The sequence below is a fragment of the Streptomyces abyssalis genome (genome assembly GCF_001751365.1).
Taxonomy (GTDB): Bacteria; Actinomycetota; Actinomycetes; order Streptomycetales; family Streptomycetaceae; genus Streptomyces; species Streptomyces abyssalis.
Genome location: NZ_LJGT01000037.1, coordinates 248,604 through 269,030 on the forward strand (window position 1 = coordinate 248,604; position 20,427 = coordinate 269,030).

The 20,427-nt window shown below is 71.1% G+C and carries 17 protein-coding genes; 8 read left to right on the forward strand and 9 right to left on the reverse strand.

The window, feature by feature from the left end; genetic code table 11:
• Positions 1 to 24 precede the first annotated feature (24 nt).
• The 8 genes from fdhD to AN215_RS04335 form a co-directional block, all read right to left on the reverse strand.
• Positions 25 to 897, reverse strand: coding sequence for a formate dehydrogenase accessory sulfurtransferase FdhD (fdhD, locus tag AN215_RS04305; protein WP_070010140.1), 873 nt, complete (start codon positions 895 to 897; stop codon positions 25 to 27).
• Between the two features lie 87 nt (positions 898 to 984).
• A complete protein-coding gene (locus AN215_RS04310; protein ID WP_070010139.1) occupies positions 985 to 1,857 on the reverse strand; it encodes a 2Fe-2S iron-sulfur cluster-binding protein in 873 nt (290 codons plus the stop codon).
• On the reverse strand, positions 1,854 to 3,827 hold the full coding sequence (locus tag AN215_RS04315) for an NAD(P)H-dependent oxidoreductase subunit E (RefSeq protein WP_070010138.1): 1,974 nt from the start codon (positions 3,825 to 3,827) through the stop codon (positions 1,854 to 1,856). Before AN215_RS04315 ends, AN215_RS04310 begins: the two co-directional genes overlap by 4 nt.
• Before the next feature lie 8 nt (positions 3,828 to 3,835).
• Positions 3,836 to 5,785, reverse strand: coding sequence for a molybdopterin oxidoreductase family protein (locus AN215_RS04320; protein ID WP_070010137.1), 1,950 nt, complete (start codon positions 5,783 to 5,785; stop codon positions 3,836 to 3,838).
• Positions 5,782 to 6,759: a 2-dehydropantoate 2-reductase gene (locus tag AN215_RS04325; protein ID WP_070010136.1), complete on the reverse strand. Its 978-nt coding sequence runs from the start codon at positions 6,757 to 6,759 to the stop codon at positions 5,782 to 5,784. Before AN215_RS04325 ends, AN215_RS04320 begins: the two co-directional genes overlap by 4 nt.
• A 158-nt stretch (positions 6,760 to 6,917) precedes the next feature.
• Positions 6,918 to 7,085, reverse strand: coding sequence for an MFS transporter small subunit (locus tag AN215_RS29715; protein ID WP_171904116.1), 168 nt, complete (start codon positions 7,083 to 7,085; stop codon positions 6,918 to 6,920).
• Positions 7,082 to 8,494 (reverse strand): L-lactate MFS transporter, encoded by a 1,413-nt coding sequence (locus AN215_RS04330; protein WP_070010135.1) that lies wholly within the window; start codon positions 8,492 to 8,494, stop codon positions 7,082 to 7,084. The genes AN215_RS29715 and AN215_RS04330 overlap by 4 nt, the downstream gene beginning before the upstream one ends.
• A 162-nt stretch (positions 8,495 to 8,656) precedes the next feature.
• Positions 8,657 to 9,355 carry a class I SAM-dependent methyltransferase gene (locus AN215_RS04335; protein WP_070010134.1) on the reverse strand — a complete coding sequence of 233 codons (699 nt, stop codon included), beginning with the start codon at positions 9,353 to 9,355 and terminating at the stop codon, positions 8,657 to 8,659.
• A 245-nt stretch (positions 9,356 to 9,600) separates the two neighbouring features.
• Here AN215_RS04335 and AN215_RS04340 point away from each other — a divergent pair, with 245 nt between their 5' ends.
• The 7 genes from AN215_RS04340 (at position 9,601) to AN215_RS04370 (ending at position 18,406) form a co-directional block, all read left to right on the forward strand.
• The gene (locus tag AN215_RS04340) at positions 9,601 to 10,278 is read left to right on the forward strand and encodes a GntR family transcriptional regulator (RefSeq protein WP_070010133.1); all 678 of its coding nucleotides are present in this window, start codon (positions 9,601 to 9,603) and stop codon (positions 10,276 to 10,278) included.
• 666 nt (positions 10,279 to 10,944) lie between these two features.
• Positions 10,945 to 12,126, forward strand: a complete 1,182-nt coding sequence (locus tag AN215_RS04345; protein ID WP_070010132.1) for an ROK family transcriptional regulator — start codon at positions 10,945 to 10,947, stop codon at positions 12,124 to 12,126.
• Positions 12,127 to 12,325: 199 nt separating this feature from the next.
• Positions 12,326 to 13,879 carry a sugar ABC transporter ATP-binding protein gene (locus AN215_RS04350; RefSeq protein ID WP_070010131.1) on the forward strand — a complete coding sequence of 518 codons (1,554 nt, stop codon included), beginning with the start codon at positions 12,326 to 12,328 and terminating at the stop codon, positions 13,877 to 13,879.
• 65 nt (positions 13,880 to 13,944) lie between these two features.
• Positions 13,945 to 14,886, forward strand: coding sequence for an ABC transporter permease (locus tag AN215_RS04355; protein ID WP_245694290.1), 942 nt, complete (start codon positions 13,945 to 13,947; stop codon positions 14,884 to 14,886).
• Positions 14,883 to 15,965: a substrate-binding domain-containing protein gene (locus tag AN215_RS04360; protein WP_070010130.1), complete on the forward strand. Its 1,083-nt coding sequence runs from the start codon at positions 14,883 to 14,885 to the stop codon at positions 15,963 to 15,965. Before AN215_RS04355 ends, AN215_RS04360 begins: the two co-directional genes overlap by 4 nt.
• A 199-nt stretch (positions 15,966 to 16,164) precedes the next feature.
• Positions 16,165 to 17,373 (forward strand): Gfo/Idh/MocA family protein, encoded by a 1,209-nt coding sequence (locus tag AN215_RS04365; RefSeq protein ID WP_070010129.1) that lies wholly within the window; start codon positions 16,165 to 16,167, stop codon positions 17,371 to 17,373.
• 34 nt (positions 17,374 to 17,407) lie between these two features.
• Positions 17,408 to 18,406, forward strand: coding sequence for a sugar phosphate isomerase/epimerase family protein (locus AN215_RS04370; protein WP_070010128.1), 999 nt, complete (start codon positions 17,408 to 17,410; stop codon positions 18,404 to 18,406).
• A 125-nt stretch (positions 18,407 to 18,531) separates the two neighbouring features.
• On the opposite strand, the gene AN215_RS04375 is transcribed toward AN215_RS04370, so the two are convergent.
• Positions 18,532 to 19,080, reverse strand: a complete 549-nt coding sequence (locus AN215_RS04375; protein WP_070010348.1) for a flavoprotein — start codon at positions 19,078 to 19,080, stop codon at positions 18,532 to 18,534.
• Positions 19,081 to 19,488: 408 nt separating this feature from the next.
• On the opposite strand from AN215_RS04375, the gene AN215_RS04380 reads away from it, so the two are divergent.
• Positions 19,489 to 20,259: a D-Ala-D-Ala carboxypeptidase family metallohydrolase gene (locus AN215_RS04380; protein ID WP_070010127.1), complete on the forward strand. Its 771-nt coding sequence runs from the start codon at positions 19,489 to 19,491 to the stop codon at positions 20,257 to 20,259.
• Positions 20,260 to 20,427: the final 168 nt, after the last annotated feature.

Consider the following 20,427-nt stretch of genomic DNA (forward strand, 5'->3'; position numbering starts at 1 on the left):
TATCCCGTGCAGCAGGCGAGACCGTCAGGCCCGGCCGGCCGTTGTGCGCAGGGCGAGCCGGTGCTCACCTGCGTACACGTTCATGGAGGAGCCGCGGAGGAAGCCGACGAGGGTCAGCCCCGTCTCCGCGGCCAGGTCCACCGCCAGTGACGACGGCGCGGAGACGGCCGCGAGCACCGGGATGCCCGCCATCACCGCCTTCTGCGCCAGTTCGAACGACGCGCGTCCGGAGACCATCAGCACCGAGTCCCGCAGCGGCAGGCCGCCTTGCTGCAGCGCCCGTCCGACGAGCTTGTCGACGGCGTTGTGGCGGCCCACGTCCTCCCGTACGTCCAGCAGCTCGCCCTCGGCGGTGAAGAGGGCGGCGGCGTGGAGTCCGCCGGTGCGTTCGAAGACGCGCTGAGACGCGCGCAGCGTGTCGGGGAGGGAGGAGAGCACGGAGGGTTCGAGGCGCACCCGGGGCCCGGCGGGATCGTCCGGCTCCTCGGGGTTCTCGATGCTCCAGCGGGCGGTCGTACGCACCGCGTCGAGGCTCGCCTTGCCGCACAGGCCGCACGAGGAGGTGGTGTAGACGTTCCGCTCCAGGGCGATGTCCGGGACGGGGACGCCGGGCGCGAGGCGGACGTCGACGATGTTGTAGGTGTTGGAACCACCGTCCGTGGCGCCCGCGCAGTAGACGATGTTCGCCAGCTCCTCGGCCGCGCCGAGCACGCCCTCGCTGACGAGGAAGCCCGCGGCCAGCGCGAAGTCGTCACCGGGGGTGCGCATGGTGATGGCGAGCGGCTTGCCGTTCAGCCGGATCTCCAGCGGCTCCTCGGCGACGAGGGTGTCCGGGCGGGTGCTGACCGCACCGTCCCGGATGCGCAGCACGCGCCGTCGCTCAGTGACCCGTCCCATTCGGTCCGTCCTGTCGGTGAGTGGTGTGGGCGGCGGCGCCGGCCGGGCCCGGGGTGCCCGGCGCCGGCCGGAGTCCGCCGCCGTCGGTCATGCGCCGGCCGTGTTCCCGCCACCGACGTGCTGATAGCCGAAACGGCCCTTGATGCACAGATTGCCGTGCGTCACCGGATTGTCGAGCGGTGAGCTGACCTTGACGATCTCATTGTCCTGCACATGGAGCGTGAGGTTGCAGCCCACACCGCAGTACGCGCACACCGTCGTCGTCTCGGTCTGCCGGTCCTCGTCCCAGGTGCCGGCCTCCCGCATGTCGAACTCCGACTTGAAGGAGAGCGCGCCGGTGGGGCACACCTCGATGCAGTTGCCGCAGTAGACACAGGCCGAGTCCGTCAGCGGGGCGTCGTGCTCGGTGGAGATACGGGCGTCGAAGCCCCTGCCCGCCACGGAGATGGCGAAGGAGTTCTGCCACTGCTCACCGCAGGCGTCGACGCACTTGTAGCAGAGGATGCACTTGTCGTAGTCCCGCACGTACAGATCGTTGTCGATCTTCGGCTGCTCGTTCATCGTGGCCGCGTCCGCGCCGAAGCGGTCCGGCTTCGCGCCGTACTCCTTGATCCACTCGGCGGCGCGCGGCGTCGTGGACAAGTCCGTGGCCGAGGCGAGCAGTTCGAGGACGATCTTGCGGCTGTGCCGGGCGCGTTCGGTGTCCGTGCTCACCGTCATCCCCGGCTCGGCCTTGCGCGAGCAGGCGGGCGCGAGCGTGCGGGCGCCCTCCACCTCGACGACACAGGCACGGCAGGCGTTCTTCGGTTCGAGCGTCTCGCCCTGGCAGAGCGTGGGGATGTCCTTGCCCGCCGCGCGGCAGGCGTCGAGGATCGTGGCCCCTTCGGCGACGCGGGCAGGCTCGCCGTCGAGGGTGAACTCCACGAGGCGGCGCGGGGGATCCAGCGGTACTGCGGTCATGCGTACGCTCCAAGTCGGTCGATGGCGGACTCCACGGCGTTCCACGCGGTCTGTCCCAGACCGCAGATCGAGGCGTCGCGCATCGCCTCTCCCACCTCGCGGAGCAGCGCGATGTCCTCGGCGGTCCCTGCGGTTGCGTTCGAACCGTTCGTCGAAGGCGCCCCGACGCGCGCGGCGAGCCGGTGCAGCGCCTCCTCCTGCCGTACGGTGCCGATCCGGCACGGCACGCACTGACCGCAGGACTCGTCCCGGAAGAACTCCGCGATGCGCAGCAGGATGCGCGGCAGCGGCACCGAGGAGTCCAGCGCGAGCACCACGCCGGACCCGAGCGTCGTCCCGGCCTCTCTCGTGCCCTCGAAGGTCAGCGGGATGTCCAGCTCGTCGCCTCGTACGAAGCCGCCCGCGGCACCGCCGAGCAGCACCGCCCGCAGATCGCCGGTCACGCCCGCCAGGTTCAGCAGATCCCCGAGCGTGGCGCCGAAGGGCAGTTCGTAGATGCCTGGACGTTCGACGCTGCCGGCGACGCAGAAGAGCTTGGGACCTGTGGACTTGCCGGTGCCGATCGCGGCGTACGCCTCCGCGCCCATCTCCAGGACGGGCAGCACGTTCACCAGCGTCTCGACGTTGTTGGCTGCGGTCGGCTTGCCGAACAGCCCCTTCTCCACCGGGAACGGCGGCTTGGAGCGGGGCTCGCCCCGGTTGCCCTCGAGGGAGTTGAAGAGGGCGGTCTCCTCGCCGCAGATGTACGCGCCGGCGCCGCGCCGGATCTCGATGTCGAAGGCGTAGCCCTGGCCGAGCACGTCGTCGCCGAGCAGCCCCCGGGCCCGTGCCTGGGCGATGGCGTCCGTCAACCGCCGCAGCGCGCGCGGGTATTCGCCACGCAGATAGAGAAAGCCCTTGTGCGCGCCGGTGGCGTACCCGGCGATCGTCATGGACTCGATCAGGGCGAACGGGTCGCCCTCCATCAGGACGCGGTCCTTGAAGGTGCCCGGCTCGCTCTCGTCGGCGTTGCACACGACGTAGTGCGGATGGTCGGGCTGCGACGCCGTGGCCTGCCACTTGCGACCCGTGGGGAATGCGGCGCCGCCGCGCCCCACCAGCCCCGAGTCGGTGACCTCGCGCAGCACCCCGGCGGGGCCGAGGGCGAACGCGCGGCGCAGCGCCCGGTAGCCGCCGTTGGCGCGGTAGGAGTCGAGCGACCCGGGGTCGGCGACCCCGATGCGGGAGAGCAGTTTGAGCTGCGGGTCGCCTGCCTGCGGCACGGCCAGAGCGGCGTCCGGTTCCTCGGCGGCGTCCTCGGGGGCGCGCGCCGCCGCCTCGACGGCCTCGGCGGTGGCGGGCGCGACGACGGCTGCGGCGTACGCCGCCCCACCGGGGGCGGATGCACTGGGCGCCGGTGAACTCCCGTTGGCCGACACTCCGTTGGAGGAAGCCCCTGCTCCCGGTCCCGCCGCCGAGGGGCAGCCCTGGCCGGCACGTATCGCCAGCGCGGCGGGTGCCCGTTCGCACAGCCCCAGACAGGGGCTGGGCTGCCAGACCGCGCCGTCGCGCGCCTCGCCCGCCGGTCCGAGCCGGCGTTCGACGTCGGCCTGGAAGTCGTCCGCTCCCGGCGCCGCCGCGCATGCGATGTCCGTACAGACATGCACGACGGTCGCCGGACGCGGACGCATGGAGAACATCGAGTAGAACGTCGCCACCCCGTACGCCTCGGCCGGCGGCACCGTCAGCCTGCGGCACAGGTAGGTGAGCGCTCCCTCGCTGATCCATCCCACCCGGTCGTTGACCGCGTGGAGGCCCGGCAACAGCAGGTCGCGCCGCTCCCGTGCGTCCCGGCCGCCGACTGCCCAGCGCAGGTCGCCCGTACTGCGGTCGTCCGCTCCTTCCCAGGCGCTGGGGGGCGGCCCGAGAAGGTCGTCGACGGCTGCCTTCTCCTCGTCCGTCGGCTTGCTGTCACCGAAGCGCAGATCCATCGCAGGTCTCAGCTCCTCACGGCTGCCGCGACAGGCAGCTTCTCGATCCGTATCGCGGATGCCTTGAATTCGGCCGTACCTGCGATGGGGCAGTTGGACTCGATGGTCAGCTGGTTGGTGTCCACCTCGTCCGGGAAATGCATGGTCATGAACGCCAGGCCCGGACGCAGGCCCGGGTCGATCCACACGGGCGCCACGACCGAGCCGCGCCGCGAGGTCACCCGCACCTCCTCGTCGGGGCTGACGCCGTACAGCTCGGCGTCCTCGGGGCACAGCTCCACGTACTCGCCGCGACGCAGCGGCGAGGCGTAACTCCCGCTCTGCACACCGGTGTTGTACGAGTCCAGGCGCCGGCCCGTCGTCAGCCGCAGCGGGTACTCCTCATCGGTGAGGTCGACCGGCGGGTCGTGCTTCACGATGCCGAACGGCGCCGGCATTCCGCGCTTGTCCGGGTCCGTCTCCCACAGCCGCCCGTGCATGTACGTCGGCTCCAGCTTCTCGGTGCTGGGGCAGGGCCACTGGATGCCCTGGTGCTCCGTGAGGCGGTCGTACGTCATGCCGTAGTGGTTGGGGGAGACGGAACGCAGCTCGTCCCAGACGGCCTCGGAGTCCGCGAACTTCCACTCGTGGCCGAGCCGTGCCGCGATGTCGCAGATGATGTCGATGTCCTCGCGGGCCTCACCGGGCGGGTTCACCGCCTTGCGTACGCGCTGGACGCGCCGTTCGCTGTTGGTCGTGGTGCCGTCCGTCTCGCACCAGGCGGCGGTGGCGGGCAGCACGACGTCGGCCAGTTCGGCCGTCTTCGTCAGGAAGATGTCCTGAACCACGAGGTGTTCGAGCATCTGCATGCGCTCGACGGCCTGGCCCGTGTCGGCCTCCGACTGCGCCGGGTTCTCCCCGATGCAGTAGACGGTGCGCAGTTCGCGGCTCTCCATGGCCTCGAACATCGCGGTGAGGTTGCGTCCGTGGCGCGGCTCCAGCGTGACTCCCCATGCGGCCTCGAACTTCTCCCGGGTCTCGGGGTCGAGGACGTTCTGGAATCCGGGCAGCCGGTCGGGGATGGCGCCCATGTCGCCGCCGCCCTGCACGTTGTTCTGGCCGCGCAGCGGCTGCAGCCCGGCGCCGTAGCGGCCGACGTGCCCCGTGAGCAGCGAGAGGTTGATCAGCGCCCTCACGTTGTCGGTGCCGTTGTGGTGCTCGGTGATGCCCAGCGTCCAGCACAGCTGGGCGCGTTCGGCGGTGGCGTAGGCATGCGCGAGGTCGCGTATCGCCTCCGCCGGTACGCCGGTGACCTTCTCGGCGGCGCTCAGCGTCCACGGCTCGACCTCGGCCTTGTAATCCTCGAAGCCGCTCGTGGCCCGCTCGATGAAGGCGTGGTTCGCCAGGCCCGCGTGGATGATCTCGCGGCCGATCGCGTGGGCGAGGGGGATGTCCGTGCCGACGTTCAGCCCGAGCCAGCTCTCCGCCCACTCCGCGGTGGACGTACGGCGCGGGTCGACCGCGTACATCCGCGCGCCGTTGCGGATGCCGCGCAGCACGTGCTGGAAGAAGATCGGGTGCGCGAAGCGGGCGTTGGAGCCCCACATTACGATCAGGTCGGTCGCCTCGACCTCCTCGTAGGAGGAGGTGCCGCCGCCGGAGCCGAAGGCCGCGGAGAGACCGGCCACGCTGGGCGCGTGACAGGTGCGGTTGCACGAGTCGACGTTGTGCGTGCCCATGATGACGCGGGTGAACTTCTGCGCCACGTAGTTCATTTCGTTCGTCGCGCGGGCGCAGGAGAACATGCCGAAGGCGTCCGGGCCGTGCTCCGCCTTGATCCTGCGGAACCCCTCGGTCGCCTTCTCCAGCGCCTCCTCCCAGGTCGCCCTGCGCAGCGGGCCGCCCTTCTCGTCCCGCACCAGGGGATGTGTCAGGCGGGGGTACTCCTTCGACTGTTTCCCGCGGTCGCGTTGCCTCATGCTGCGCTCCTAACGGTCTGTGCCAGCAGGTCGGTGACGGCGTGTATGGCGCAGAGCTTCGGCACGCGGGTGCCGGTCAGCGCGGCGAGTTCGACCACGGCGGCCAGGAGCACGTCCAGCTCCATGGGCTTGCCGCTCTCCAGGTCCTGGAGGGTGGAGGTCTTGTGCTCGCCGACGCGTTCGGCTCCGGCCAGTCGCTTCTCGACAGAGATCTCCGGGCGGCAGCCGACGGCCTCGGCCACCGCGAGCGTCTCGCGCATCATCGTCGCAACCAGCGCCCGGGTGTCCTGGTGGCGGCAGATCTGCGCCATGGTCGCGCGCGACAGCGCGCTGAGCGGGTTGAAGGCGATGTTGCCGAGCAGCTTGATCCAGATGTCGTTGCGGATGTCGGCCTCGACGGGGCACTTCAGGCCCCCGGCCTTCATCGCCTCGCTGAACTCCTCGCAGCGGGTGGAGTCGGTGGTGTCCGGCTCCCCGATGGAGAACCGGGTGCCTTCCAGGTGCCGTACGACGCCGGGCCCCTGGAGTTCCGTGGCGGCGTAGACGACGCAGCCGACGGCACGCTGCGGCGGCAGCACCGCGCTGACGGCGCCGTCGGGGTCGACGCTCTCGACGCGCCGGCCCTTGTACGGCCCTTCCAGACCGTGGAAGTACCACCACGGAATGCCGTTCTGCGCGGCCACGACGGCGGTCTTCTCGCCGAGCAGGGGGTGGACCAGGGGCCCGCACGCGGCGTAGGAGTTGGCCTTGAGGCCCAGGAAGACGTAGTCGACCGGCCCGATGGCGGACGGGTCGTCGGTGGCGTGCACCTGTGCGGTGAAGTCACCGCGCGGGCTGAGGACCTGGACGCCGTTCGCCTTCATGGCGGCCAGGTGGGGTCCACGGGCTATGAGGTGTACGTCGGCGCCCGCGCGGTGCAGCGCTGCTCCGACATAGGCGCCGATCGCTCCGGCGCCGACCACTGCGACTTTCATATCCGCTCTCCGTTCGGTTGAGGGGACCGAGCGTGGGCCAAGATGGTCGACAGAATATTGTATACACTTGCCTTTGTGAACGGACAAGACACGTGCGGCAGTTGTGCTGCCGTGACTTCGCCCGAATTATCCCCTCGCAGGGGCCGCGGGGGAACCCGTCAGCCCCCGGTGAAGAGCTTGGTCACCTTGAGGACCAGTTCGTAGATCCCGTAGGCCATGGGCACGCCGACCCACAGCCAGGCGAGCGCGAACAGGGCGGTCGGGGGCCCGCCCGGGGCGGCCGCCTGCGCCGCGGCCCCGGGTGTGCTGTTCTCGCCGGTCGTCATCGCCCCGTCGCCTCCTTGTGCTCTGCGCCGCCCTCGTGGCCGGCTGTGCCCTCCGCCTGGCCGGCAGCGGACGCCGGCTCGGGCAGGTGGTGTTTCGGATTCACGGGCCTGATCAGCTCGTTGGCGACGAAGCCGACGGCCAGCAGCCCGATCATGATGGACAGCGCGAGCCCGTAGAGCCCGGCGCCCGAACGGCCCGCCGCCTCCTGCGAGTCCGCGATCCAGTTGACGATCAGCGGCCCGAGCACGCCCGCGGTGGACCAGGCGGTCAGCAGCCGCCCGTGGATGGCGCCCACCTCGTACGTCCCGAACAGGTCCTTCAGATACGCCGGTACGGTCGCGAAGCCGCCGCCGTAGAAGGAGATGATGACCATCGCGCAGACGATGAACAGCGGCTTGGAGGAGTCGCCGAGCAGCACGATGCCCAGATACATCAGCCCGCCGACGCCCAGATAGCAGCGGTACATGTTCTTGCGGCCGATGACGTCGGACGTGGAGGACCACAGGAAGCGTCCGCCCATGTTCGCGAGCGAGAGCAGCGCGACGAAGCCGGCCGCGGCGGCCGCCGAGACGGGTGTCGAGGTGTCCGCGAAGAAGTCGCCGATCATCGGCGCGGCCTTCTCCAGGATGCCGATGCCGGCCGTGACGTTCATGCACAGCACGACCCACAGGAGCCAGAACTGCGGGGTGCGCACGGCGCTGCGCGCCGAGACGTTGGCCGTGGTCACCAGCGGCTTCCGCGACTGCTGCTCCTGCGGCCTCTTGCCGCCGGGCGGCTGCCAGCCCTCCGCCGGTACGCGGACCAGCAGGACGCCCAGACTCATGAAGACCGCGTAGACCAGCCCGTGCACCAGGAAGGCCGTGGCGACGCCGCCGCTGTCGGACCCGAAGCTCTCCAGCATCTGAGCCGACCACGGCGAGGCGATCAGCGCGCCGCCCCCGAACCCCATGATCGCGATGCCGGTCGCCATGCCGGGACGGTCGGGGAACCACTTGATCAGCGTGGACACGGGGGAGATGTAGCCGATGCCGAGGCCTATCCCGCCTACGAAGCCGTAGCCGAAGACCACCAGCCAGTACTGCTCGACGGCGGCGCCCAGCGAGGCGAGCAGGAAGCCGGAGCAGAAGCAGAGGAGCGAGACGGTCATCGCCCAGCGCGGCCCGTTGCGCTCCACGAGGGTGCCGCCGAACGCCGCCGAGAGACCCAGCATCACCATGCCCAGCTGGAAGGGCAGCGCGCTCGCCGTGCCGGAGAGGTTCAGGGACGACTCGAGCGCGGGTTTGAAGACGCTCCACGCGTACGCCTGGCCGATCGAGAGGTGCACCGACAAGGCGGCGGGAGGGATCAGCCAGCGGCTCCAGCCAGGAGGTGCGACGGTGCGGGAACGGTCGAGAAGCCCAGGTGCCATGACCAGGGAGCGTAGGAAGTTGAAGGGCGGATGACCAGAGGCACGGACAGATTTCGTCGACTGTATGTGGCCGGGCCGCCTTGCCAGGGCGGATCGGAGCCGGCGATCAGGTGCATGACGGGACCGGTCCGTCGTCGGCCGGCCCGTTCGCCGACGTGCCCTTCAGTGCTTCACGCAGGTGTACGAGGCATAGACGGAGCCGCGGAAGGAGGAGTCGGTGATCTCGAAACCCGTCGCGGTGAGCATCGGCTCGAACAGCCAGCGGAACGTGCTGTGTTCGGTGCGGATGTGCTCCGCCAGCTCCTCGCGGGTGTAGGCGGTGGCGGAATCCCCGGGCGCGTCCGCCAGCCAGCGTTCGAGGAAGGTCTCCGTCTCCCCGGGGGCGAAGTCGAAGATCAGGTCGTGCAGCCGGAGGACGCCGCCGGGCCGCAGCATCCCGGCGATGCGGCGGAGCGCCAGCACCTTCCAGAAGTCGGGCAGCTGATGCAGGGCGTGACGGGTGAAGACCGCGTCGGCCGGTGCTCCGGAGTGCTCGTAGCTGAGGAAGCCGCCCCGTACGCATTCGAGCGCGGCCGACCCGTCGGCCGCGGCGCGTTCGCGCAGCCTGACCAGCATGGCCGGGGAGATCTCGACGGCGACCACGCGGCCGAAGTGCCGGGACGCCGGTACGGCGAACTGGCCGGTGCCCGCCCCCAGATCCACGACGACCGAGTCCGCGGAGAGTCCGCAGGAGTGGAGGAGTGCCAGGTCACCGCCCGGGTCGGGGTGTCCCTGCTTGAGGTCGAAGCCGCTGACGAAGCGGGTGTCGAGATGCTCGTGGCCTGCGTGGGCGAGTTCGTCCGGTGTCCAGTCGCGGTCCATGGGACGGGAGACTGGCACGGCGGAGGGGTCCGAAGCGCGCCCTTTTCGGGCCCCTGGCGGCCGGTGCAGGGGCCGCTGGGGCCCGGGAAGGTGCGTGTGACGCGTCACAAAGGATGGAAGATGCCCCATCAGCTCGCCGCACACGCACTGCACTCCGTAGACTGTATCCAATAGCCAGTCGCGGTTTTCCTTGATCGCGGTCCGGGGTCCGCCGAGAGTCGAGAGTCGAGAGTCGGGAGTCGCAGATGCTGTCCGCCGGTCTGCCTGAAGGCACCATGCCCAAGCTGGAGCGGCCGGGGCCCCTCCGGGAGCGGGTCTACGAGGCGCTGCTCGAGCTCATCACCACGCGGGCGCTCAGGCCCGGGCAGCATCTCGTCGAGAGCGAGCTCGCCCAGCATCTCGGAGTCTCCCGGCAGCCCGTACGGGAGGCGCTGCAGCGGCTGAACACGGACGGCTGGGTCGATCTTCGCCCCGCCCAGGGCGCGTTCGTGCACGAGCCGACGGAGGACGAGGCCGACCAGCTGCTGACCGTGCGTACGCTGCTGGAGGCCGAGGCCGCCCGGCTCGCAGCGGTGAACGCCGACGCGGCCGGCGTCGCGGAGCTGGAGGACCTCTGCGGCCGGGGTGAGGCGGCCGTCGGGGGCGAGGAGGTGGAGAAGGTCGTGGAGGCGAACGCGGCCTTCCATGCCCGCGTGATGGCGCTGGCGGGCAACGCGGTCCTCGCCGAGCTGGCCCGCCAGGTCGACCGCAGGGTGCGCTGGTACTACACGCCGGTCGCCCGCCAGCGGGGCGCGCAGTCCTGGATCGAGCACCGCGAGCTGATCGCGGCCATCGCCGGAAAAGACGAACAGCGGGCCGTCGAGGTCATGCGGGAGCACACGGAGCACACGCGCCGCTCCTACCACGAGCGCGAGCGCGGCTGACGCGCTGTCGCTTCCGCTTTCACCCGTGCCCGTGCCCGTGCCCCCCGGGGGGCGTGCCCGTGCCCGTGGCCCCCGGGGGGCCGTGCCCGGATCCTGTGGCCGTGATGCCGTGCGTACGGGGGCGCCGGCTCCTGCCGCGTAGACGTGCCAACGCCCTGGGTGCCGCCGGGTGTCCGTGCCGCGCGCCTGGGCGCAGGTGCTTCTCCGCCGCAGGGGCGGGCGGTGACGCGCAGAGGACGGCGAGAGAGGTTCCGCCGTCCCGGGTGCCGCCTCTGTGGCCAGGCCCCGCGGCGCATGCACGCGGGGCCTCTCTGTTGTGCGCCGCGCCCGGGCGCCCTCAGGGGTGTGGCTTGCGCTGCGTCCGTGACGGCGCGCGGACCCGCGTCACGTACCGGCCTGCAGTCGTGCCGGTCCGTGCCGCCTGGCGGAGGGCTTTGTCCATTGCATGGAAAAAGTCGAAGGGGTTTCTGCAGAACTTCTTCCCCATTGCGCAGAGCGCTGGTACGTTCCCAGTCAATCCCCGGGGAGCGACCCACGCTCCGCGGGAGAGGTCGACGAGAAGTCCGGCCGGAGACAGGGGAGTTGCCCGACCTGTCTGCCGGCCGGGTGGCTTCCCGAGAGCCGGCTTGACGGTGTCCAGGGGAGGGGAGGGTGGCGGTGAGGCGCATGACTGCTCGGCCCGCGAACGCGCACCAGGCGCGACTGCTCCGCCTGCTGCGTGACGGCGGCCCGAACTCCCGCGCCGAACTCGGCGACCACGTCGACCTCTCCCGCTCCAAGCTCGCCGTGGAGATCGACCGTCTGCTGGAGACGGGGCTCGTCGTCGCCGACGGGCTCGCCGCCTCCCGTGGCGGCCGCCGCTCGCACAACGTGCGGCTCACGCCCGAACTCCGCTTCCTCGGCGTCGACATCGGGGCGACGTCGGTCGATGTGGCCGTCACCAACCCCGAGTTGGAGATCCTGGGACACCTCAACCAGCCGATGGACGTGCGCGAGGGTCCCGTCGCCGTCTTCGACCAGGTGCTCGCCATGGTCGCCAAGCTCCGCGACTCCGGCGTGGCCGAAGGCTTCGACGGCGCCGGAATCGGCGTACCGGGTCCGGTCCGCTTCCCCGAAGGCGTACCGGTGGCGCCGCCGATCATGCCCGGCTGGGACGGTTTCCCCGTACGGGAGGCTCTCAGCCAGGAGCTCGGCTGCCCGGTCATGGTCGACAACGACGTGAATCTCATGGCCATGGGCGAGATGCAGGCCGGAGTAGCCCGCACGGTGCGGGACTTCTTCTGCGTGAAGATCGGCACCGGCATCGGGTGCGGCGTCGTGGCGGGCGGTGAGGTGCACCGCGGCACGACGGGCAGCGCGGGCGACATCGGGCACATCCAGGTCGAGTCGGAGGGCCGCCAGTGCCCCTGCGGCAACCGCGGCTGCCTGGAGGCCTACTTCGGAGGAGCCGCACTCGCACGTGACGCCGAGTCCGCGGCGCGCGAGGGCCTCTCGGCCGAACTCTCCGCCCGGCTGGAGGCCGCCGGACGGCTGACCGCCGAGGACGTCGCGGGCGCGGCCGCCGCCGGGGACGGTACGTCCCTCGACCTCATCCGTGACGGCGGGGCCCGCGTCGGCCAGGTCATCGCCGGACTCGTCAGCTTCTTCAACCCCGGGCTCGTCGTGATCGGCGGCGGTGTGACCGGGCTCGGCCACACCCTGCTCGCGAGCATCCGCACACAGGTCTACCGCCAGTCGCTTCCGCTGGCGACCGGCAACCTCCCCATCGTCCTGGGCGAGTTGGGCCCCGCCGCCGGCGTGACCGGAGCCGCCCGCCTCATCAGCGACCACCTCTTCTCCCCGGCCTGACCCGGCTCCCGGGGGCCGGGCTCGTGCCCGGGCTCCACGGCCTCAAGGCCCCGTAGTACAGCGCGTGCACCGCCCCGCACCACGGCACTCCGCACCACGGCACCCCCGCACCACGGCACCCCCGCACCACGGCACCTGCAGCAAGGCTGTACCAAGCACGGTCCCGCCTGTCCGTACGCAGTACGCACGGAGGCCCCGCATGGCTCCAGAGGTTCCGCAGGCTCCACTGCTGACGATGTCCCGCATCACCAAGACCTTCCCCGGCGTACGCGCGCTGGACGGCGTCGACATGGACGTGAACGCCGGCGAAGTGCACTGCCTGCTGGGGCAGAACGGCGCCGGCAAGTCCACCCTGATCAAGGTCCTCGCCGGAGCGCACCAGCCCGACGAGGGCGACATCCGCTGGCAGGGCGAGCCCGTACGGCTGACCACGCCGATGGCGGCCATGCGTCTCGGCATCGCCACCATCTACCAGGAACTCGACCTGGTGGAGCACGTGTCGGTCACCGAGAACATCTTCCTCGGCAACGAGATCTCCGCCCGCGGCTTCATCCGCTCACGCGACGCGCGCAGCCGTGCCGCCGCGCTCCTGCGCCGCCTCGGGCATCCGGAGATCGACCCCGACATCACCGTCGGAGCACTCCCGGCCGCGGGGCAGCAGATCGTCTCGATGGCCCGCGCGCTCTCCCACGACGTGCGCCTCATCGTCATGGACGAACCGTCCGCCGCCCTCGACCCGGACGAGGTGGCCAACCTCTTCCGCATCGTCGCCGGCCTGACGGAGGACGGCGTCGCCGTCGTCTACATCTCCCACCGGCTGGAGGAGATCCGCCGCGTCGGCGACCGCGTCTCCGTGCTCAAGGACGGCCGCGTCGCCGCCCGCGGACTCCCCGCACGCACCACCGAGACCCGGGAGTTCGTCGCGCTCATGACCGGGCGCGAGGTGCAGTACGCCTTCCCCGAACGCCCCGTCACCACCGAGCCGCTCACGGACCGCGTCCTGCGTGCGGCACCACGGCCTCCCGTGCTGTGCGCCGAAGGGCTCGCGCGCGAGGGCGAGTTCGCGCCCCTCGACCTCGAACTGCACCCCGGTCAGATCACCGGCCTGGCCGGGCTCGTCGGCTCCGGACGCTCCGAGATCCTGGAGACCCTCGCCGGGGCTCGCCGCCCCACCGCGGGACGTGTCCTCGTCGACGGCAAGCCGCTGCGCCCCGGCGACGTCACCGCGGCCGTGCGGGCGGGCATCGGTCTGGCTCCCGAAGAGCGCAAGTCCCAGGCGTTGTTGATGCTGGAGTCCGTCACCAGGAACGTATCCGTCTCCGCGCTGCCCCGCTTCTCCACCGGCGGCTGGCTGGACCGTACGCGCGAGCGGGCCGAGACCCGCGCGCGCACCCGCGGCCTCGCCCTGCACCCCGACGACCCGGACCGGCCCGTGCGCACCCTCTCCGGAGGCAACCAGCAGAAGGTCGTCCTCGCGCGGTGGCTGCTGCGCGAGTGCCGGGTGCTGCTGCTGGACGAGCCCACCCGCGGCGTCGACGTGGGCGCCCGGGCCGAGCTCTACACCGTCATCCGCCGGCTCGCGGACTCCGGCGTCGCCGTCCTCCTCGTCTCCAGCGAAGTCCCCGAAGTCCTGGGGCTCGCGGACCGGGTGCTGGTGCTGCGGGAGGGCCGCGTCGTACACACCGCCCCCGCCCGGGAGCTCGACGAGCACCGGGTGCTCGACCTCGTCATGGAAGGGAGCCCGTCGTGTTGAGCCCAACCGGTGCCGAGGCGGTCAAGGAGCCGGCGAAGGAGCCTGCTTCGCCGCCCCGGCGCGGCATCAGCGCACCCCGTGGCGGTCTGCGTCACCTCTCGCTGGCGGGGGTGCTGGTCGCGCTGGTGATCGTCGGCGCGTTCACCAAGCCGGAGCAGTTCCTGACCGGCGACAATCTCCAGCTGATCCTCACCCAGTCCTCGGTCATCGGGGTCGTCACCGTCGGCGTCACCTTCGTGATCATCGGCGGCGGGATCGACCTGTCGGTCGGAGCGATCGTCGCGCTCGCCTCGGTCTGGGCGACGACGGTGGCCACGCAGGAGTTCGGGCTCGGCGGCGTGCTGCTGTGCGCGCTCTCGGTCGGGTTGGGCTGCGGGCTCGTCAACGGCGTGCTCATCGCGTACGGGCCGATGGTGCCCTTCATCGCGACCCTCGCCATGCTCGCCTCGGCGCGCGGACTGGCGCTGCTGATCAGCGACGGCAAGACACAGGTGGTGACGGTGCAGTCCGTCCTCGACCTCGGCGTCTCCGACAGCTACGTGCTCGGAGTGCCGCCGCTGGTGCTGGTCTTCGCGGCGGTGGCGGTGCTGGGCTGGCTCGTCCTGGGACGTACGACCTTCGGGCGGCGCACCGTCGCGGTCGGCGGCAACGCCGAGGCCTCGCGGCTCGCGGGCATCGCGGTGAGGCGGCAGCGGCTGCTGCTGTACCTCCTGTCCGGCCTGTGCTGCGGCATCGCCGCGTTCATGCTGATCGTTCTCACCGGCTCAGGTCAGAACACCAACGGCAACCTCTACGAACTCGACGCCATCGCCGCGGCGATCATCGGCGGCACCCTGCTCAGCGGTGGCCGGGGCACCATCACCGGCTCCGTGCTCGGAGTCCTCGTCTTCACCACGATCACCAACCTGTTCGCGCTCAACAACCTCCAGACAGACGTTCAGCAGATCGCCAAGGGAGCGATCATCGTCGCCGCAGTCCTGGTCCAGAAGGGTCGGAAGACGCAATGACCGAAACGCATGAGAACCCGAACTCCCCAACTGCCTCCCCGTCCTCCCGCACCTCCCGGAGGAACGTCCTCTTCGGTACGGCGGCCGCCGGTGCCGCCCTCTTCGCAGCGGGCTGCACCAGCAACAAGAGCAACGACGACAAGGAGGAGGCCGGGCAGGCGAACGTCGCCGACGACAAGCCCGGCAAGCAGGTCACGATCGGCTTCGCCGGGCCGCAGGCCGACCACGGCTGGCTGAACGCCATCAACGAGCAGGCTCAGGAGCGGGCGAAGAAGTACAAGGACGTCACGCTGGAGGCGACCGAGGGCTCCAACGACAACGCCCAGCAGGTCGGCCAGATCGAGACGCTGATCAACAAGAAGGTCGACGTCCTCGTGATCCTCCCCGCCGACGGCAAGGCGCTCACGCAGGTGGGTCTGAAGGCGATGCGCGCGGGCATCCCCGTCGTCAACCTCGACCGCGTGTTCGCCTCGCAGCAGGCGTACCGCTGCTGGATCGGCGGCGACAACTACGGCATGGGTCTCAACGCCGGCCGCTACATCGGCGAGAAACTCAAGGACAAGAAGAACGCCAAGGTCGTCGAACTCGCCGGCATCGACAACCTGGAGCTGACCCGGGAACGTACGGACGGCTTCGACGCCGCCCTGAAGAACTACCCGAACATCGAGAAGGTGGCCCGCCAGGCAGCGGAGTTCACGGTGGAGTCCGGGCAGTCGAAGATGGCGCAACTGCTGCGCGCGGAGCCCAAGTTCGACGCGCTGTGGAACCACGACGACGACCAGGGCGTGGGCGCCGAGCGGGCCATCAAGCAGGCGGGCCGGGACGACTTCCTGATGGTTGGCGGTGCCGGCTCCCGGCGCGTCATGGACACCATCAAGGCCGACAACGGCGTCATCAAGGCCACCGTCCTGTACCCGCCGACGATGGCGGCCTCCGCCATCGACCTCGCCCGCGCACTCGGGCAGGGCAAGGGTGTCGGCGGCCTCGCCGAGTTCGAGATCCCCGCCTCTCTCACGCTCTACTCGGCCGTCGTCACCAAGGAGAACGTCGACGAGTATCTGCCGACCGGTTTCAAGTAGCCGGCCGCCGGGCCCGTCCGTCACCCCGTGCCGGGCCCGGCGCCGTCGGTGGGCGCGTCACGCCCCGCCCGCCGACGCGCACCACGCCGCAGGTCACCGCCGTGCATCACCACGGACGCACCACGCCCGGCACCACGCCGGGCCGTGCTGCCCGGCCGTGCCGCACCCCCCACTCGTACCCCCGACAGGGAGGAGCCCCATGTCCGACGACACAGCGCCCGCCCCCGCGCCCATACGCCCGGAGCAGGGCGGATCGGCGCCACCGCTCGGCGTGGGCATGGTCGGTTACGCCTTCATGGGAGCGGCCCACTCCCAGGGCTGGCGCACGGTCGGCCGGGTCTTCGACCTGCCGCTCGCTCCCGCGATGACGGCGGTGTGCGGCCGTGACCCGGAAGGCGTACGGGCGGCCGCGGGGAGGCTGGGCTGGACGGCGACGGAGACCGACTGGCGGGCACTGATCGCCCGCAGCGACATCCAGCTCGTCGACATCTGCACCCCGGGCGAGAGCCATGCCGAGATCGCCGTCGCGGCGCTGGAGGCGGGCAAGCACGTGCTGTGCGAGAAGCCGCTCGCCAACTCGGTCGCCGAGGCGGAGCAGATGGTGACGGCAGCGCAACAGGCAAGGGCCCGGGGCCAGTTGACCATGGTCGGCTTCAACTACCGCCGTACGCCCGCACTAGCCTTCGCCCGGCGCATGGTCGTCGACGGGCGGCTGGGCGAACTGCGGCACGTCAGGGTGAGCTATCTGCAGGACTGGCTCGTCGATCCCTCCTTCCCGCTGGCGTGGCGGCTCCGCCGGGAGGCCGCCGGCTCCGGAGCGCTCGGCGACCTCGGCGCACACGCCATCGACATCGCGCAGCACCTTGCGGGATCGGTCCTGGCGGGCGTCTCGGCGCAGACGGAGACGTTCGTGACGGAGCGGCCGCTGCCCGGCGAGGCGCCCGGCGGTGCGCTCGGGCCGGTCACCGTCGACGACGCCGCCGTCTTCAACGGGCGCCTGGCATCGGGTGCGTTGGCCTCCTTCGAGGTCAGCCGTGTCGCGGCGGGCCGCAAGAACGCGCTGCGGGTCGAGCTCAACGGCACTCGTGGATCACTGGAGTTCGACCTGGAACGCCTCAACGAGCTGCACTTCCACGACCACACCGACGCCGCGCGGGAGTCCGGCTTCCGCCGCATCCTCGTCACCGAGGCCGACCACCCCTACCTGGAGGCGTGGTGGCCGCCGGGGCACGGCCTGGGTTACGAGCACACCTTCGTGCACCAGGCGCGCGACCTGCTGTACGCGATCGCCACCGGCACCGACCCCGAACCGTCCTTCGCCGACGGCCTGCAGGTCCAGCGCGTGCTGGCCGCGGTCGAGGAGAGCGCGGCGAAGCACAGCGTGTACGTCAACGTCATCGCCGACTGAGGCGGCCGCCCGGACAGATCAGGAGGCAGTGCAGATGCCCCGACAGTTCACCCTCTTCACCGGTCAGTGGGCTGACCTCCCGCTGGAGGAAGTCTGCGGCCTCGCCCGCGACTTCGGCTATGACGGACTCGAACTCGCCTGCTGGGGCGACCATTTCGAAGTGGACCGTGCCCTGGCGGAGCCGGACTACGTGGACGGGCGGCGGGCCCTGCTGGAGAAGTACGGGCTGGAGTGCTGGGCGGTCTCCAACCACCTCGTGGGGCAGGCCGTCTGCGACAGCCCGATCGACGAGAGGCACCAGGGCATCCTGCCCGCCCGCATCTGGGGCGACGGCGACCCCGAGGGCGTACGGCAGCGCGCCGCGGCCGAGATGAAGGACACCGCGCGCGCCGCGGCGGCGCTGGGCGTGCGCACCGTCGTCGGATTCACCGGCTCGTCGATCTGGCATCTGGTGGCGATGTTCCCGCCCGTGCCGCCGCACATGGTGGAGCGCGGCTACGAGGACTTCGCGGAGCGGTGGCACCCGGTCCTCGACGTCTTCGACGCGGAGGGCGTGCGCTTCGCCCACGAGGTGCACCCCAGCGAGATCGCGTACGACTACTGGACGACGCACCGGGCGCTCGAGGCCATCGGCCACCGCCCGGCGTTCGGGCTCAACTTCGACCCCAGCCACTTCGTCTGGCAGGACCTGGACCCGACAGGGTTCCTCTACGACTACCGGGAGCGCATTTACCACGTCGACTGCAAGGAGGCCCGCAAGAGGCTGGACGGCCGCAACGGGCGGCTGGGCTCGCACCTGCCGTGGGGCGACCCCCGCCGCGGCTGGGACTTCGTCTCCGCGGGGCACGGCGACGTTGCCTGGGAGGACGTGTTCCGGATGCTGCACTCCATCGGCTACGACGGGCCCGTCTCGGTGGAGTGGGAGGACGCCGGCATGGACCGCCTGGCGGGGGCGCCGGAGGCGCTGCGGCGGCTCAAGGCGTACGACTACGACCCGCCCACCTCGTCCTTCGACGCGGCGTTCTCCAGCTGAGCCGCGCCCGGCTCCAGCTGAGCCGCGCCCGGCTCCAGCTGAGCCGCACCCGGCTCCGTTGAGCCGCCGCGCCCCGGGCAACCCGCCTGCCCGGGGCGCGGTGCGGGCCGGGGAGCGGGAACGGCCTACGTCCGCGCGGCTTCGGCTGCGGTGTCGAGCGCCAGGTGCCACGGGTAGGTCGCGGTATCGCCCTGCCCGGGTGGTTTCGGCTGGAAGCCGCCGTCCCCGTACAGCACGCGCACTCCCGCGCCGCGCAGTGTCTCGATGCTCCTGCCGAACTGCGGGTGCGTGGCGTAGGCGCTGTTGACGCACGGCATCACCACCAGCGGCCACCGCTTCCCGATCGCCTCGGCGACGTAGCCGCCGACGAAGTGCGGAGTGAGCCCCAACGCGGCGACGTTGACCGTGTTGAGCGTCGCGGGTGCCAGGACCGCCACATCCGCTCGCGGCCACACCTCGACGTCCGCGGGCTTCCGCACGGCGCTGCGCACCGGATTGCCGGTCTGCTCCTCCAGCGCGGGCAGCCGGTCCTCCAGCCACTCGGCTGCGGTCGTGGTCAGTCCGACGCAGACGCTCCAGCCGTCAGCCTGCGCGCGGCGGACGACGTCCGCGATGTCGAGCACGGGCGGCGCGGCCGACCCGAGCAGGTAGAGGACGGAGGGAGAGGTCGTCATGCTCTGATCCCACCACAGCACGTCGCTGCGAACTCTTCGCTGCCGTCCGTGTGTTGCGGACGTTGCGGCCGCCCCCGCGAACCTGTCGCCGTCGGCTTCCCCGGCGAAGCCGTCCGTGACGTCCGTCATCTGACGGCCGCCCGAGGGCGCCTGCCGTTTCCCCGCGCACTCCGGACGGGCGCGTGGTCACGGACTGTCAGATCCGCTGTCCACCGGGGGTGTCCGTACGCAGGCTCCGCGCGCGGGCGTCTCCGGCTATGAAGGCGGCAGCCGCCGAACTGCCATGTTCGGGCCGCTATTTCATGACTTCTCATCAGTGTTTACATGTTCTTGACAAGAGCCGTGAACGGCGCCACTCTCATGCCCCTCCAGCCCGGCGAAACCCATCAAGGAAGGCAACGCCCTCTCATGAGTTCACGTCCTGTCAGAGTGCTGGTCTCCGTCCTGGCCGGTGCGGGGCTGGCGCTCGCCGCCCCCGCGGCCGTACCCGCACTCGCAAGCCCCGCTCCGGCCGCCTCCGCGGACGCCGCCCCAGCCGACGCCTGCTACACGTGGAGCGGAACGCTCAGCGAAGGCGCGTCCGGTGAGGCCGTGCGGCAGCTCCAGATCCGGGTCGCCGGATACCCCGGGGCCGGCAACCAGTTGGCCATCGACGGTCAGTTCGGGCCCGGCACGAAGGCCGCGGTGCAGCGCTTCCAGTCCGCCTACGGTCTGTCCGCCGACGGCGTCGCGGGTGCGCAGACCTTCGGCAAGATCTACGAGTTGCAGGACGACGACTGCACCCCGGTCAACTTCAGCTACGACGAGCTGAACAACTGCAACTCCGACTGGTCCGGCGGCAAGGTCGGAGCTGCGACGGCCCGCGCCAACGCCCTCGTCACCATGTGGAAGCTGCAGGCCATGCGGCACGCCATGGGTGACAAGCCGATCGACGTCAACGGCGGTTTCCGCAGCGTCGCCTGCAACGACTCGGTGGGCGGCGCGGCCAACAGCCGCCACCTGTACGGCCACGCGGCCGACCTCGGCGCTGGTTCGCAGGGCTTCTGCGCCCTGGCCCTGGCGGCCCGCAACCACGGGTTCACCGAGATCCTCGGCCCGGGCTACCCGGGGCACGACGATCACACCCACGTCGCGGGCGGCGACGGCCGCTTCTGGTCGGCTCCCGACTGCGGTATGTGAACGGCGAGTTCGCGCGCACCGACGCCCGTCCGGCACTTCGGCCCCGGACGGGCGTCGCCCGCGCGCGGCGTGTGAGGAAGGCTCCGGTATCCGGTCGATATCTCCGGGTGCGACGGCGCAGCACGGCGGACCTGCTCCCAGCCGAGTCAGCCGAGCATGGGAACAGAC

Bases quoted from the DNA above. Each gene is read 5' to 3' on its own strand.
- fdhD (WP_070010140.1), bottom strand. From the start codon at position 897: ATGGGACGGGTCACTGAGCGACGGCGCGTGCTGCGCATCCGGGACGGT.
- AN215_RS04310 (WP_070010139.1), bottom strand. From the start codon at position 1,857: ATGACCGCAGTACCGCTGGATCCCCCGCGCCGCCTCGTGGAGTTCACC.
- AN215_RS04315 (WP_070010138.1), bottom strand. From the start codon at position 3,827: ATGGATCTGCGCTTCGGTGACAGCAAGCCGACGGACGAGGAGAAGGCA.
- AN215_RS04320 (WP_070010137.1), bottom strand. From the start codon at position 5,785: ATGAGGCAACGCGACCGCGGGAAACAGTCGAAGGAGTACCCCCGCCTG.
- AN215_RS04325 (WP_070010136.1), bottom strand. From the start codon at position 6,759: ATGAAAGTCGCAGTGGTCGGCGCCGGAGCGATCGGCGCCTATGTCGGA.
- AN215_RS29715 (WP_171904116.1), bottom strand. From the start codon at position 7,085: ATGACGACCGGCGAGAACAGCACACCCGGGGCCGCGGCGCAGGCGGCC.
- AN215_RS04330 (WP_070010135.1), bottom strand. From the start codon at position 8,494: ATGGCACCTGGGCTTCTCGACCGTTCCCGCACCGTCGCACCTCCTGGC.
- AN215_RS04335 (WP_070010134.1), bottom strand. From the start codon at position 9,355: ATGGACCGCGACTGGACACCGGACGAACTCGCCCACGCAGGCCACGAG.
- AN215_RS04340 (WP_070010133.1), top strand. From the start codon at position 9,601: ATGCTGTCCGCCGGTCTGCCTGAAGGCACCATGCCCAAGCTGGAGCGG.
- AN215_RS04345 (WP_070010132.1), top strand. From the start codon at position 10,945: ATGACTGCTCGGCCCGCGAACGCGCACCAGGCGCGACTGCTCCGCCTG.
- AN215_RS04350 (WP_070010131.1), top strand. From the start codon at position 12,326: ATGGCTCCAGAGGTTCCGCAGGCTCCACTGCTGACGATGTCCCGCATC.
- AN215_RS04360 (WP_070010130.1), top strand. From the start codon at position 14,883: ATGACCGAAACGCATGAGAACCCGAACTCCCCAACTGCCTCCCCGTCC.
- AN215_RS04365 (WP_070010129.1), top strand. From the start codon at position 16,165: ATGTCCGACGACACAGCGCCCGCCCCCGCGCCCATACGCCCGGAGCAG.
- AN215_RS04370 (WP_070010128.1), top strand. From the start codon at position 17,408: ATGCCCCGACAGTTCACCCTCTTCACCGGTCAGTGGGCTGACCTCCCG.
- AN215_RS04375 (WP_070010348.1), bottom strand. From the start codon at position 19,080: ATGACGACCTCTCCCTCCGTCCTCTACCTGCTCGGGTCGGCCGCGCCG.
- AN215_RS04380 (WP_070010127.1), top strand. From the start codon at position 19,489: ATGAGTTCACGTCCTGTCAGAGTGCTGGTCTCCGTCCTGGCCGGTGCG.